At 61.8% G+C, this 13,762-nt stretch carries 14 protein-coding genes; 4 read left to right on the top strand and 10 right to left on the bottom strand.

Features of this window, described 5'->3' with window-relative positions:
- The first annotated feature begins 101 nt into the window (after positions 1-101).
- A complete protein-coding gene (pepT, locus tag ACMGF9_RS06550; protein ID WP_075684721.1) occupies positions 102-1,349 on the top strand; it encodes a peptidase T in 1,248 nt (415 codons plus the stop codon).
- On the opposite strand, the gene ACMGF9_RS06545 is transcribed toward pepT, so the two are convergent.
- Positions 1,346-2,458: an SLC13 family permease gene (locus ACMGF9_RS06545; RefSeq protein ID WP_060559993.1), complete on the bottom strand. Its 1,113-nt coding sequence runs from the start codon at positions 2,456-2,458 to the stop codon at positions 1,346-1,348. The genes pepT and ACMGF9_RS06545 overlap by 4 nt on opposite strands.
- Positions 2,459-2,610: 152 nt before the next feature.
- Between ACMGF9_RS06545 and apbE the strand changes: the two genes are divergently transcribed.
- On the top strand, positions 2,611-3,642 hold the full coding sequence (gene apbE, locus ACMGF9_RS06540) for an FAD:protein FMN transferase ApbE (protein WP_021505583.1): 1,032 nt from the start codon (positions 2,611-2,613) through the stop codon (positions 3,640-3,642).
- A gap of 52 nt (positions 3,643-3,694) precedes the next feature.
- On the opposite strand, the gene ACMGF9_RS06535 is transcribed toward apbE, so the two are convergent.
- Together ACMGF9_RS06535 and fabB are read right to left on the bottom strand one after the other, a co-directional pair.
- Positions 3,695-3,916, bottom strand: a complete 222-nt coding sequence (locus ACMGF9_RS06535) for a hypothetical protein (protein WP_004936201.1) — start codon at positions 3,914-3,916, stop codon at positions 3,695-3,697.
- A 212-nt stretch (positions 3,917-4,128) separates the two neighbouring features.
- Positions 4,129-5,349 carry a beta-ketoacyl-ACP synthase I gene (gene fabB / locus ACMGF9_RS06530; protein WP_004936203.1) on the bottom strand — a complete coding sequence of 407 codons (1,221 nt, stop codon included), beginning with the start codon at positions 5,347-5,349 and terminating at the stop codon, positions 4,129-4,131.
- Positions 5,350-5,519: 170 nt separating this feature from the next.
- Between fabB and mnmC the strand changes: the two genes are divergently transcribed.
- Positions 5,520-7,541, top strand: a complete 2,022-nt coding sequence (gene mnmC, locus ACMGF9_RS06525) for a bifunctional tRNA (5-methylaminomethyl-2-thiouridine)(34)-methyltransferase MnmD/FAD-dependent 5-carboxymethylaminomethyl-2-thiouridine(34) oxidoreductase MnmC (RefSeq protein ID WP_414160609.1) — start codon at positions 5,520-5,522, stop codon at positions 7,539-7,541.
- Between the two features lie 40 nt (positions 7,542-7,581).
- Here the strand turns inward: mnmC and ACMGF9_RS06520 are convergent, their stop codons facing one another.
- The 6 genes from ACMGF9_RS06520 to prmB all read right to left on the bottom strand — a co-directional run bounded on the left by ACMGF9_RS06520 (position 7,582) and on the right by prmB (position 12,260).
- Positions 7,582-7,863 carry a YfcL family protein gene (locus ACMGF9_RS06520; protein ID WP_004936209.1) on the bottom strand — a complete coding sequence of 94 codons (282 nt, stop codon included), beginning with the start codon at positions 7,861-7,863 and terminating at the stop codon, positions 7,582-7,584.
- Between the two features lie 32 nt (positions 7,864-7,895).
- Positions 7,896-8,453, bottom strand: coding sequence for an elongation factor P hydroxylase (locus ACMGF9_RS06515; protein WP_015378615.1), 558 nt, complete (start codon positions 8,451-8,453; stop codon positions 7,896-7,898).
- Between the two features lie 80 nt (positions 8,454-8,533).
- Entirely contained in the window at positions 8,534-9,340 is an 807-nt protein-coding gene (locus ACMGF9_RS06510) for a sulfite exporter TauE/SafE family protein (protein WP_414160608.1), read from the bottom strand.
- Positions 9,341-9,343: 3 nt separating this feature from the next.
- Positions 9,344-10,171, bottom strand: coding sequence for a penicillin-insensitive murein endopeptidase (mepA, locus tag ACMGF9_RS06505; protein WP_088381817.1), 828 nt, complete (start codon positions 10,169-10,171; stop codon positions 9,344-9,346).
- A 5-nt stretch (positions 10,172-10,176) separates the two neighbouring features.
- The gene (aroC, locus tag ACMGF9_RS06500) at positions 10,177-11,262 is read right to left on the bottom strand and encodes a chorismate synthase (RefSeq protein ID WP_004936219.1); all 1,086 of its coding nucleotides are present in this window, start codon (positions 11,260-11,262) and stop codon (positions 10,177-10,179) included.
- 65 nt (positions 11,263-11,327) lie between these two features.
- On the bottom strand, positions 11,328-12,260 hold the full coding sequence (gene prmB, locus ACMGF9_RS06495; RefSeq protein ID WP_015378618.1) for a 50S ribosomal protein L3 N(5)-glutamine methyltransferase: 933 nt from the start codon (positions 12,258-12,260) through the stop codon (positions 11,328-11,330).
- Positions 12,261-12,430: 170 nt separating this feature from the next.
- Between prmB and smrB the strand changes: the two genes are divergently transcribed.
- Positions 12,431-12,961 (top strand): endonuclease SmrB, encoded by a 531-nt coding sequence (gene smrB / locus ACMGF9_RS06490; RefSeq protein WP_004936226.1) that lies wholly within the window; start codon positions 12,431-12,433, stop codon positions 12,959-12,961.
- Positions 12,962-13,030: 69 nt separating this feature from the next.
- Here smrB and sixA read toward each other — a convergent pair whose 3' ends face one another.
- Positions 13,031-13,513: a phosphohistidine phosphatase SixA gene (sixA, locus tag ACMGF9_RS06485; RefSeq protein ID WP_004936230.1), complete on the bottom strand. Its 483-nt coding sequence runs from the start codon at positions 13,511-13,513 to the stop codon at positions 13,031-13,033.
- Between the last annotated feature and the right edge of the window lie 249 nt (positions 13,514-13,762).

Here is a 13,762-nt window from a genome sequence, read left to right as displayed (position 1 = left end):
CTGCGCGATGCTTCGCATTCTGGCGGTTTACGCATTGCACCGTTGGACAAACGGCTGATTTCGTTTTAAAACCGGTAGATTGCCAACCGCGAGGAGTTCCGATGACCAGCCCGATTGCCGAACAGCTTACCGAACGTTTCTTCCGCTATCTGGCGGTGACCAGCCAGAGCAACGCCGCCGCAGCCACCCTGCCCAGCACGCCGGGGCAGCATGAGATGGCGCAACTGTTGGCCGACGAGCTGCGCCGGCTCGGCCTGGCCGACGTGCAGATCGACGAGCACGCCACCGTCACCGCCCGCAAGCCCGGCACCCAACCCGGCGCGCCGCGCATCGGCTTCATCACGCATATCGACACCGTGGACGTCGGCCTGTCACCCGAGATTCGCCCGCAGCGCCTGCGCTTCACCGGCGAAGATTTATGCCTGAACGCCGAGCAAGGCATCTGGCTGCGTACCGCCGAGCATCCGGAGATCCTGCCCTACCGAAACGAAGAGATCCTGTTCAGCGACGGCACCAGCGTGCTGGGCGCCGACAATAAGGCGGCGGTCACCGTGGTGATGACGCTGCTGGCCAACCTGACCGCAGCCGATCGCCACGGCGATATCGTGGTGGCGTTCGTGCCGGACGAAGAGATCGGCCTGCGCGGCGCCAAAGCGCTGGATCTGCAGCGTTTCCCCGTCGATTTCGCCTACACCATCGACTGCTGCGAACTGGGTGAAGTGGTGTACGAGAATTTCAACGCGGCGGCGGCGGAGATCCGCATCGAGGGGGTGACCGCCCACCCGATGTCGGCGAAAAACGTATTAATCAACCCGATACGCATCGCCAACGACATCATCAATCGATTCGACGTGCAGGATACCCCAGAGCACACCGAGGGGCGCGAGGGTTATTTCTGGTTCACCGATCTGGCCGCCAACGCCAATCAGGCGACGCTGAAGGTGTCGATTCGCGACTTCGATCGCGCGGCGTTCGAGGCGCGCAAGGCCCGCCTTGAGGAGACGGTGCGCCAGGTGGCGGCCAACTATCCGCGCGCCAACGTCAGCTGCAGCGTCAGCGACATCTACAGCAACATCAGCAACGCCATCGGCGAGGACCGGCGCGCTATCGATCTGATCTTCGGCGCCCTCGCCGCCCACGGCATCCCGCCGAAGGTGATCCCGATGCGCGGCGGCACCGACGGCGCGGCGCTCTCCAACCGCGGCATCCTGACGCCCAATTACTTCACCGGCGCGCATAACTTCCACTCGCGCTTCGAGTTTTTACCCGTCAGCGCCTTCGTGAAATCCTATCAGGTGACCCGCAGCATTTGCCTGCTGGCCGCGCGGCAAAGCGGCCAACCGGCTTAGCTCATCACCCAGCCGAGCAACGCGGCCCATGCCAACAGCGGCAGCGAATAATAGTGGAAGCGCAACCAGATCTTGCGCTCCCCCGCCATGCGCAACGCAATCAGGTTGGCGAGCGATCCGATCGCCAACCCGAAGCCGCCGGCGTTGACCGCATAGGCCAGCTGAGCGCTGGAGGGCACATAGTTGAGCAACAGTATGGTGGCCGGCACGTTGCTGACGATCTGCGACAGCCCGACGCCCAACGCATACACGCTCCCCTCGCTCAGCCCGGCGATGGCGGCGAACGCCGGCTGAAGCGGCGGCAGGCGGGTAAACAGGCCGACATCGATGAACATGGCGGCGAACACGAAAATCAGGCTCCAGTCGATCTGCAACAGCACTCGGCGCGCCAGCAGCAAGAAACCGGCGAACACCGCCAGCAGCCCATACAACGGCAGATCGAAATCGAGACACAGCAGGAAAACCGCATACAGCCCTACACAGCTCAGCAACAGCGGCCGCTGGTAGGGATAGCCCTCGGTATTCGGCGTTTTCACGATGTCGCGCGCCGGGAAGCTGAACCAGGTCAGCGCCAGCAGGCTCAACATCATTGCGGCGCCAAACGGCGCCATCTGGCCGATGAAGCCGAGGAAAGAGAGGCCGGAGCGGCTCCACAGCAGGATATTTTGCGGGTTGCCGATCGGCGTCAGCAACGAACCGGCGTTCACCGCCAGCGCCTGGAAGATGATCAGGCGGCCAACCGGCAGCGCCGACAGCTTTTTCAGCGTGATGGTGAGCGGAATGACGATAAACAGCGCTACGTCGTTAGTCAGAAATGACGACAACAGCGCGGCGGAGAACACCAGGAACAGCGCCAGCCGCCGTTCGCTGTGCAAGCGGTTGATAATCTTGCGGCCGACAAAATCGAAGTAGCCGCTGACCTCCACCCCTTTGGTCAGCAGCATCAGCCCCAACAGGGTGATGAGGGTACGGCCGTCGATAAAACCACCCAGCGCTGCCAGCGGCTGCGGATGAAAGGCGAACATCGCCACGCCGGCCAGCAGCAATGCATGCAAGAAACGGTCTTTGGCAAAGGGATGGATGAGCCGGGAAATGGCGGTTGAACTCATAGCGGCAGTGTGAACCTCACCGAAAAGAATGGGCAGACGTTAGCTCAGACGCGGCTTCAGCGCCAGCAAAATGCTATTTTACCTTTATCCGCTTTCCATTTGCCGCGCATTACTTTATTTGTAGCGGCTTTCACGGTTTCAAAGGACATGTTATGGCTTCCCTGTTCGCCAAAGGAGCGCTGTTGAGCGCCTTATGCGCCCTGCTCGCCGCCTGCGACGACGCCTCCTCCCGCCCGCAAATCGATATTGACGGCAAAACCATGGGCACTTTCTACAGCGTAAAAGTCAGCGGTGACGTCGCGATCGGCAAACAAGAATTGCAGCGGCAGATCGACACGGTGCTCGAACGGGCCAACGACGACATCTCGACCTACCGCGCCAATTCGGTGCTGTCGAGGTTTAACCGCAATGTTAGCCTCGAACCGCAGTCTATCCCGCGCGGCATGGCGGACATCGTGTTGATGGCTCAACGCATCGGCCGCGATACCGGCGGCGCCATGGACATCACCGTCGGCCCCTTGGTGAACCTGTGGGGGTTCGGTCCCGACAAACATCCGGTCAAGGTGCCGGAACAGGCGCAGATCGACGCGGCAAAGCAGCGCACCGGCCTGCAGCACCTGAAGCTGATCAGCGACAACCGCGGGGAGTGGCTGCAAAAAGATCTGCCGGGCATGTATGTCGATCTCTCGACGCTGGGCGAAGGCTATGGCGCCGATGAGCTGGTGCGCCTGATGAACCGTCACGGCATTACCAACTACCTGGTATCGGTCGGTGGTGCGGTCTCTTCACGTGGCGTCAACGGCCAGGGCAAGCCCTGGCGGGTGGCGATCCAAAAGCCGACCGACCGTGAAAATGCGGTACAGGCGCTGGTGGATCTGCACGGTTACGGCATCAGCACCGCCGGCAGCTATCGCAACTACTTTGAACAAAACGGCCAGCGCTACTCCCATGTCATCGATCCGACCACCGGCAGGCCGATCAACCACCGGCTGGTTTCCGCCACGGTGATCGCCCCGACCGCGCTCGAGGCCGACGGCTGGGATACCGGTTTGATGGTGCTGGGCCCGGAGAAAGCGTTGCAGCTCGCGGAAGAGAAAGGGCTGGCGGTCTACCTGATCAGTAAAACCGACGACGGCTTCAGCGCCGTGATGACGCCGCAGTTCAAAGCGTTTTTGGTGCAGTGAGATAAAAAAAGCCCGGCACGCAATGGCCGGGCTTGGTCCTGTTCCGCGCCGATCACTTGGTCAGCGCGATGATGCCAAGGGTCAGACCGGCAACCGCCGCCGCGCCGCCGGCGATCGCGCCCGCGGTTTCCCAGTTATCCTGAGTGGTGCCCTTCATGCAGGTGTTGGTGTGCACCAGACGCCCCTGGTCATCATAGACCGGCACGCAGGGAGAATCGGTGGCGCATCCGGCCAACACGGCCGACAGTAACCCAACCGCAATTAACTTTTTCATACTTCTTGCCTCAATGTTCGATCACTTTAGAAAGCTACGCCGAGCGATAATCATGCTACCAGGCTATTGTATGCCCAACGCGTGTAATGGCGAGGTAATGATGTGTCAGGGGATGTGATTTGGGAAAACTCCGAGCGCCCGTCAAATGGGCTTAGGGCAGTAAAAAGCCCGCGAAAACGCGGGCTTGATGGCGAGGTGAAGCTCAGGCGGAATTATTTCGCCAGTTTGCGCATCACCAGGGTGGCGTTGGTGCCGCCGAAGCCGAAGCTGTTGGACATCACGGTGGTCAGCTCGCGCTGAGTCGGCTGAGTCACGATGTTCATGCCGACCGCCTGTTCATCCAGGGTTTCGATGTTGATGCTCGGTGCGATAAAGCCGTGCTCCAGCATCAACAGGCTGTAGATCGCTTCCTGCACGCCCGCGGCGCCCAGCGAGTGACCGGTCATCGCCTTGGTGGAGGAGATGGCCGGGGTATTGTCGCCGAACACTTCGCGAATGGCGCCCAGCTCTTTCACGTCGCCCACCGGTGTGGAGGTGCCGTGCACGTTGATGTAGTCGATCGGCGCGTCCAGATCCTGCATCGCCATCTTCATGCAGCGCACTGCGCCTTCGCCCGAAGGTGCAACCATGTCGGCGCCGTCAGACGTTGCGCCGTAGCCAACGATTTCTGCGTAGATATGTGCGCCGCGCGCCAGCGCGTGCTCCAGTTCTTCAACCACCACCATGCCGCCGCCGCCGGCGATGACGAAACCGTCACGATCGGCGTCGTAGGTGCGAGAGGCTTTTTCCGGCGTGTCGTTGTACTTGGTGGACAGCGCGCCCATCGCATCGAACTCGCAGGCCATTTCCCAGCACAGCTCTTCGCCGCCGCCGGCGAACACGATGTCCTGTTTGCCCAGCTGGATTTGCTCAACCGCGTTACCGATGCAGTGTGCGGAGGTCGCGCAAGCGGAGCTGATGGAGTAGTTCACGCCGTGGATTTTGAATGGCGTCGCCAGGCAGGCGGAAACGCCGGAAGCCATGGCTTTGGTGACCACGTATGGGCCAACCGCTTTCAAGCCACGCGGGCTGCGCATCGCATCGGCGCCGAACACCTGGAAGCGCGGAGAACCGCCGCCGGAACCGGCGATCAGGCCCACGCGCGGGTTGTTTTGATACTCTTCTTCCTTCAAACCGGAAGAAGCGATCGCTTCTTGCATCGCCAGGAAGGCATAAATGGAAGCGTCGCTCATGAAACGCACCGCCTTGCGGTCGATCAGGCCGGTAGTGTCGAGCTTAACTTGCCCCCATACGTGACTACGCATGCCGGAATCTTTCAGCTCCTGGGAGAAAGTGATCCCAGAACGTCCTTCCTGCAGGCTTGCCAGGACCTCCTGCTGGTTATTACCAATGCTGGAGACAACTCCCAGGCCAGTAATCACTGCACGTTTCATTCAATACCTCTTCCACTATTTACCTACGGGATTTTGCATCGCACTTTAGCGTACAGATGTAAGCCGAACAAGTCCGATCAGCGTTTTTCAGCTTTATTGTCGTCCAGTTTGCGCCGGGGCGCCAGCGCCGTTAGAATTCGCGGCATCCCTTGAATTTCGAGCCATTGACCGTGAACCACGCCCCCATCCAAACCGCAACGCTAACCTGGAACGAACAGGGTACACCTGTTTCGAAACAGTTTGATGACGTCTATTTTTCCAATCAGGATGGGCTGGAAGAAACCCGCTACGTCTTCCTGCACGGCAATCGGCTGCCGCAACGTTTCGCCGCCCATCCGCGCTCGCTGTTTGTCGTGGCGGAAACCGGGTTCGGCACCGGGCTCAATTTCCTCACGCTGTGGCAGGCCTTCGCCGGCTTCCGCCAGGCCGAGCCGGACGCGACGCTGCAGCGCCTGCACTTTATCAGCTTCGAAAAATTTCCCCTGCAGCAGGCTGACCTGGCGGCGGCGCATGCGCGCTGGCCGGAGCTGGCGCCTTACGCCGACGAACTGCGCGCCCAATGGCCGCTGCCGTTGCCGGGGTGCCATCGCCTGCTGTTGGCCGAAGGCCGCATTACGCTCGATCTGTGGTTCGGCGACGTCAACGATCTGCTGCCGCAGTTTGACGCCAGCATGAATAACCAGGTGGATGCCTGGTTCCTCGACGGCTTCGCACCGGCAAAAAACCCCGACATGTGGACCGATCAACTGTTCGCCGCCATGGCGCGTTTCGCCCGGCCGGGAGGCAGCTTCGCCACCTTTACCGCCGCCGGCTTCGTGCGTCGCGGCTTGCAACAGGCCGGTTTTCAGGTCAACCGCTGCAAAGGCTTCGGCCAAAAGCGTGAGATGCTCGCCGGCGAACTCCCGGCCGATACGCAGCCCGCCGCACATCCGGCGCCCTGGTATCGACGCCCGGCGGCGGACAACACCGCCGACGTCGCCCTGATCGGCGGCGGCGTCGCCAGCGCGCTCACTGCGCTGGCCTTGCTGCGGCGCGGCGCCACCGTCACGCTGTACTGCGCCGATGAGCAGGCGGCCGAAGGCGCATCCGGCAACCGCCAGGGCGCGATTTATCCTTTACTGAACGGCAGCGGCGACGTGTTGGAGAGTTTCTTCAGCGCCGCGTTTCCCTTCGCCCGTCGCCAGTACGACGCGCTGTTGCAACAAGGCGTCGCCTTTGATCACCAGTGGTGCGGCGTCAGCCAGTTGGCCTATGACGACAAAAGCGGCGCCAAGATCGCCAATATGCTGAAAACCGACTGGCCGCAGGCCTTGGCGACGGCGGCCGACCGCGAGACGCTCAGCGATCGGTGCGGCGTCGATACCGGCTTTGGCGGCATCACCTACCCGCTAGGCGGCTGGCTGTGCCCGGCCGAGCTGACGCGCGGCGCTATCGCGCTGGCGCAGCGTCAGGGCTTGGTCTGCCACTACCGGCACGATGCACAGAGGCTGACGCAGGAAGAAAACGGCTGGCGCATCGATTTCGCCCACGGCGAAAGCCGCAGCCATGCGACGGTGATCCTGGCCAACGGCCACCGGCTGGCCGAACTGGCGCCGACGGAAGCCCTGCCGCTGTATTCGGTACGCGGGCAGGTGTCGCATATCCCAAGCTCGCCGGCCCTCGGTCAATTGAAACAGGTCTTGTGTTACGACGGCTACCTGACGCCGGTTAATGCCAACAACGGCCAGCACTGCATCGGCGCCAGCTATCAGCGCGGCGACATCGCCACCGACTACCGCGAGCAGGAGCAACAGGAAAACCGTGAACGCCTGCTGCGCTGCCTGCCGGAACAGGCCTGGCCGCAGCAGGTGGACGTCAGCGCTCAGCAGGCGCGCTGCGGCGTGCGCAGCGCCACCCGCGATCATTTGCCGATGGTCGGCGCGCTGCCGGACTATCAGGCCACGTTGACGCAGTATCAGGATTTGCAGCGGCAGAACCAGCGCGGCGAAACCGTCGCCGATGCGCCGGTCTATCCCGGCCTGTTCGCTATCGGCGGGTTAGGCTCGCGCGGCTTGTGCTCGGCGCCCCTGGCGGCGGAAATTTTGGCGGCGCAGCTGTTCGGCGAGCCGTTGCCGGGCGATGCGCGCCTGCTGGCGGCGTTGAATCCGAATCGGATGTGGGTGCGGAAATTGCTGAAAGGACGTGCGGTTTAATCAACCTTGAGGGGCGCGGCGACGCGCCCCGGCATGACGATCAGGCGGCAGGGGTTGCAGCCTGATAGAGGTTTTCCCACATGCCGCGCACCAGGATCTGATCCGGCGGCGAGAGTTCCCCGGCGGCGATCGCTTTGTGCAGGCTCTCCTCCACCCGCGCTTTCAGCGCTGCGGCGGTGTGTTCGCCCTGCTCTTCCGCCTCGGCCACCGCCAGCGTCAGATGACCGCGCAGGTAGCCACCGGCAAACAGTTCATCATCGCTGGCGTGCTCTACCATGTCATCAATCAGCGCCAAAATGCGCGCTTCAAATTCTGCGATCATCAAATTTCCTCATTAAATAACGGGCTGTGGCGTCAGTTGAGATCTTCCGGATACGGAAAATGCTCGGCCGCCAACGGTGGCGTATTGTAGAACGATTGCAGCGCCTGAATAAAGCGCGCAGGCCTTGTGGGTATTCCCTGCTCCAGCAGCGCCAATACCCGGGCGCGCACCTTGCGTTGGAACGCAATGCGATCCGGCTCGCAGTCGCCGTTCAGGTTGTCGCAGCTGACGTTGAACGGGAAACCGGCCGCCACGCAGAACATCCATTCCAGTGCCTGCGGTTTGATCTCTACCGCTTCGAATTCGCTCTGGGTCTGCGCGTCGCGCCCGTCCGGGCAATACCAATAACCGAAGTCCACCAATTGACGGCGCGCTTCACCGGCGATGCACCAGTGCGAAATTTCGTGCAGGCCGCTGGCGTAGAAACCGTGGGCGAACACGATGCGGTGATACGGCAATTCGTCGTCGGCCGGCAGGTAAATGGGTTCGTCATCGCCCTTCACCAGGCGGGTGTTGTAGTCATCGCTGAAGCAGCGATTGAAGATCGCGATCAACTGCTCATAGTGATGACGGGTCTGCGTGTCTGACATAAAAATTCTATAACCACAAAAATAAAGAGGCCATTATATCCGATAAGACAGGGCGCGTAAGCAGCGCACCCTCTTCATCTTTAACCGTGCAAGAAGGCGGACAGCCACTGCTGAATCTCTGCGCCGTGATTGTCGTAAAGCAGCTTGAGGCTCATCACCAGCGAGACGATCACGATCATCGGCCGAATCAGTTTCTGCCCGCGAGTCAGCACCATGTGCGCGCCCAAACGCGCCCCCAGCACCTGCCCTACCAGCATCACCAGACCGATGCTCCACACCACCTTGCCGCCGATGATGAACAGCGCCAGCCCGCCGACGTTGGAGGTAAAGTTCAGCACCTTGGCGTGCGCCGTGGACTTGGCGAGGTTGAAACCGCACAGCGTCACATAGGCCAGCGCGTAGAATGAGCCGGCGCCGGGGCCGAAGAAGCCGTCGTAAAACCCGACGCAGCCGCCGGCCACCAGCCCGAACGGCAAGGCGCCGAGGCGGCGTTGACGATCTTCCTCACCCAGGCGCGGCATCAGCAGGAAGTAGAGACCGATGCCGATCACCAGCAGCGGCAACATCTGCCGCAGCACATCGGCGCGCATATGCTGCACCAGAATGGCGCCGGCGATCGAGCCGATCAGCGTCAGAAAAATCGTCAGCTTCTGGTCGTTGAGGTTCACCGCTCGCCGACGAATGAAGTACAGACTGGCGGAGAAGGAGCCGCCGACCGACTGCAGCTTATTGGTCGCCAGCGCCTGCGCCGGAGGAACCCCCACTGCCAGCAAGGCCGGCACCGTCAGTAATCCGCCGCCGCCGGCGATAGAGTCGATAAACCCCGCCAGCAGCGCTACCGCAAACAACATCCCGAGCATCTCGGGGCCAATGACGAACCAGTCCATGAGTTATTCCGCTGAGAAATGGTGATCCAGCAATGCCTGACAGGTCGGCGGCAACGGCGGCGGCACGGATTTGCCCGGCTTCGCGTTAGGCTGATGCGGCACGAACCAGCTCGCCAGTTCGGCGCCGCAGCCATCGCCCGGCGGCGGCGTATCCTGCTCCTGGCACTCCAGGCTGCCGGCCGGGCAACGCAGGCGCACGTGCATGTGCGCACGGTGGCCGAACCACGGCCGCACCTTGTGCAACCAGGCGCGATCGGCGCCGGCGTCCAGACACAGACGCTGCTTGATCGCCGGGTTGACGAAGATACGCGTCACCTCCGCATCCTGCGCCGCCAGCTTGATCAGCGACTCAATTTGCGGTTGCCATTGGTTCGCCACCACCTGCTTGCCGTCGCCCGACACCAGGTCGATCGGCTGCGGCTTGAGCAATTGCTGCGCGCTCCAGCGTTGGCGCGGCAGCTGCAGCCAGATGTCGACGTCGAGCCCAGACTGGTGGCTGGCGTGGCCGCTGCTGAAGCGCCCGCCGGCCGGCATCGCCATATCGCCGATCAGCACCGTGCCCAGCGCTTTCTGGTTCGCTTTGCTGCTGAGGCGCTGTATGAACGCCAGCAGATCCGGGTGGCCGAAATAGCGGCGCTGGTCGGTACGCATCACCTGGTAGTTCGGTGAGTTCAGCGGCAACGGCTGCGCGCCGATGACGCAGCCGTTGGCGAAACCGCCCACCGCCTGCGGCGCGCCGGCCACCGGATGATCGATTTTCTGCCACGGCGTCAGCGCCATGGCAGAGGCGGAGGCCGTCAGGGCCACCAGGCCCAACATCCAGTTTTTCATGGCGATTACCAGCGCGGTACGTCGGAAACCACATCACCGTTTTGCGCGCGCTGGCGCAGCAGGTGATCCATCAACACGATCGCCATCATCGCTTCGGCGATCGGCACGGCGCGGATGCCCACGCACGGATCGTGGCGACCACGGGTGACCATTTCCACCGCTTCGCCCTGGCGATTGATGGTGCGCCCCGGCACCATAATGCTGGAGGTCGGCTTCAGCGCCAGATGCGCGATCACCGGTTGGCCGCTGCTGATGCCGCCGAGAATGCCGCCGGCATGGTTGCTTTGGAAGCCTTCCGGGGTGATTTCATCGCGGTTTTCGCTGCCGCGTTTGGTCACCACGGCGAACCCGTCGCCGATCTCCACGCCTTTCACCGCGTTGATGCTCATCAGCGCGTGCGCCAGATCGGCATCGAGGCGGTCAAACACCGGCTCACCCAGGCCAACCGGCACGTTTTCAGCAATCACGCTGACCTTGGCGCCGATGGAGTCACCCTCTTTTTTCAGCGCGCGCATCAGTTCGTCCAGCGCTTCCAGCTTGTCCGGATCCGGGCAGAAGAACGGGTTCTGTTCGACCTGATCCCAGTCTTTCAGCTCGCAGGTCACGTCGCCGATCTGCGCCAGATAGCCGCGCACCTGCACGCCGAACTTCTGCTGCAGGTATTTCTTGGCGATAGCACCCGCCGCGACGCGCATGGCGGTTTCACGCGCCGAAGAGCGGCCGCCGCCGCGATAGTCGCGCAGACCGTATTTCTGTTCGTAGGTGTAGTCGGCATGCCCTGGACGGAACACGTCTTTGATGGCGCTGTAGTCTTGCGAGCGCTGATCGGTGTTTTCAATGATCAGACCGATGCTGGTGCCGGTGGTCACGCCTTCGAATACGCCGGAGAGAATGCGCACCTGATCCGGTTCACGGCGCTGGGTGGTGTAACGCGAGGTGCCCGGACGACGGCGGTCCAGATCGTGTTGCAAATCGGCTTCGGTGAGCGGGATGCCGGGCGGCACGCCGTCGACGATACAACCCAGCGCCACCCCGTGAGATTCACCGAAGGTGGTGACGCGGAAAATCTGCCCAATACTGTTTCCTGCCATCACGGCTCCTTACCGTTAGTCTTTTATCGTTATGCGGCCCGCCATGCGGGCCTTGGAAATGCGGCTTAGCTGCGATAGAGGCTGAAGTGTTCCTTGCAATCCACCAGCTGCTGCTTGGTCAGCATGAACACGCCGTCGCCGCCGTTTTCGAATTCCAGCCAGGTGAACGGGATGTCCGGATATTGTTCCATCAGATGTACCATGCTGTTGCCCACTTCACAAATCAGCACGCCGTCGTCGGTCAGGTAGTCCGGCGCGCACGCCAGGATGCGGCGCACCAGCTTCAGGCCGTCGCTGCCCGCCGCCAGCCCCAGTTCCGGCTCAAAGCGGAACTCCTGCGGCAGATCCGACATGTCTTCCGCATCGACGTACGGCGGGTTGGTGACGATCAGATCGTACTGGATCGCGGGAACGTCGCGGAACAGATCGGAACGGATCGGGATCACCTGATGTTCGACGCCGTGCGCCTGAATATTGCGCTCGGTTACCGCCAGCACGTCGCTGGAGATGTCCACCGCGTCCACTTCCGCTTCCGGGAAAGCGTAGCCGCAGGCGATGGCGATGCAGCCGCTGCCGGTGCACATGTCGAGGATATGGCGCGGCGGGTGAGGGATCAGCGCGCTGAAACGATCGTTGATCAGCTCGCCGATCGGTGAACGCGGCACCAGCACGCGCTCGTCGACGTAAAATTCCATGCCGCAGAACCAGGCCTTGTTGGTCAGATAGGCGACCGGGATGCGTTCGTTGACGCGGCGGATCACGCGCTCAACGATGCGATGGCGCTCGCTGGAAGTCAGACGGGCGGTGTGCATGTCCTCCGGAATGTCCAACGGCAGGAACAGGCTTGGCAGCACCAATTGCACCGCTTCGTCCCACGGATTATCGGTTCCGTGACCATAATAGATATTGGCGGCGTTGAAGCGGCTTACCGTCCAGCGCAGCATATCTTGAATGGTGTGCAGTTCGTTCACTGCTTCGTCGACGAAAATTTTGTCCAATTTGCCCTCCGGCAGGCGCTGTGTTTCATGATTTAGCCGCATAGTTTGCCATGAAGCCCGCGACAAATCACGCTTGCCCCTCGCGCTTTTCACTCTGGCCCGAGTTTTGCGTCGACAGCGCTCATTCACAAGGTAAACTAGCGAAATAAACGATTTCCGGTGAATGAAGCATGAAGAACAAGCCCCCTCTGAGCAAAGACGAACAACAGCTCTTCAGAGAGTCGGTGGCGGGCGCGAAAAAGCTGCGCCAGGACACCATCGTCCACCGCCCGCCGAAGCCCAAGGTCAAACAGATTGCGCCGCAGCGATTGCTGCAGGAGCAGGTCGATGCCAGCTATTATTTTTCAGATGAATACCAGCCGCAGCTGGAAGAGGAAGGCCCGACGCGCTACGTGCGCCCCGGCAGCAGCCCGTATGAGCTGAAGAAGCTGCGGCGCGGCGATTACTCGCCGGAGCTGTTTCTCGATTTGCACGGCCTGACCCAGCTGCAGGCCAAGCAGGAGCTGGGGGCGCTGATCGCCGCCTGCAAACGCGAGCACGTGCACTGCGCCTGTGTGATGCACGGGCACGGCAAACACATCCTCAAGCAGCAAACGCCGCTGTGGCTGGCGCAGCACCCCGACGTGCTGGCGTTCCACCAGGCGCCGAAGGAATGGGGTGGCAACGCCGCCATCCTGCTGCTGGTGGAGCTGGCCGAGTAGCCCCCCTCAGAAACGACTCAGGGCGATGTCAGACATCGCCCTGAGTTTATTCCGCACCGCATCCGCGGTTCACACTTTGGCCATCACCTGCGATGGGCTGACCTGCCATTCAAACTTGCCGTAGCTGCCGTCCGCCGGCAGATCGACGTTGGCGATCGCCGAGGTCGCGAACATCGGCGGGCACTCGCCCGGACACAGTTCCGCCACCAGATACCCCACCAGCGGCAGGTGCGACACGATCAGCACCGAGCTCACCCCTTGCATCGCCAGCGCCTGCAGATAGCTGCCGACCTGTTCGGCGTTGCCGCCCGGCGTCAGCTCGGGCAGCACTTCTTCGCCCTCCGGCAGCGTCAAGGCTTCACGCACCGTCGCCAGCGTCTGTTCGGCCCGCAGATAGGGGCTGACCAGCACGCGTTCAATATCCACAGACTTGGTGTTCAACCAGGCCGCCATCTGACGGGACTCGTCGCGGCCGCACAGGGTAAGGGGCCTTACCGCATCGCTGGCTGCCTCGAGCGCCGCCTCTCCGTGACGCATAATCAAAACTTGCATATTGCACCGCTGTTGTTGACAAAGTAACGCTATACAGAAACGCCGTGCGTGCTGTACCGCCGAGTTTTCCAACCCAAAGCCAAAGCTTTAAAACGATAACGCGCCGTCTCTTTATGGCGGCCGGGCATTTTGCCTGAAAGTTTGCCTAAAGAAAACGCTGTTTTTTACAGCAACCCTCCCCGGGCAAACCTCGATTGCTCACAGAACAATCAATTCAACGGGTTAAATTTTAACCTTGCCGCCATGAAA

It is taken from the genome of Serratia sp. BNK-23 (assembly GCF_047456145.1).
GTDB classification, from domain to species: Bacteria; Pseudomonadota; Gammaproteobacteria; order Enterobacterales; family Enterobacteriaceae; genus Serratia; species Serratia nematodiphila.
This window is presented reverse-complemented; position numbering and strand designations above follow the sequence as displayed.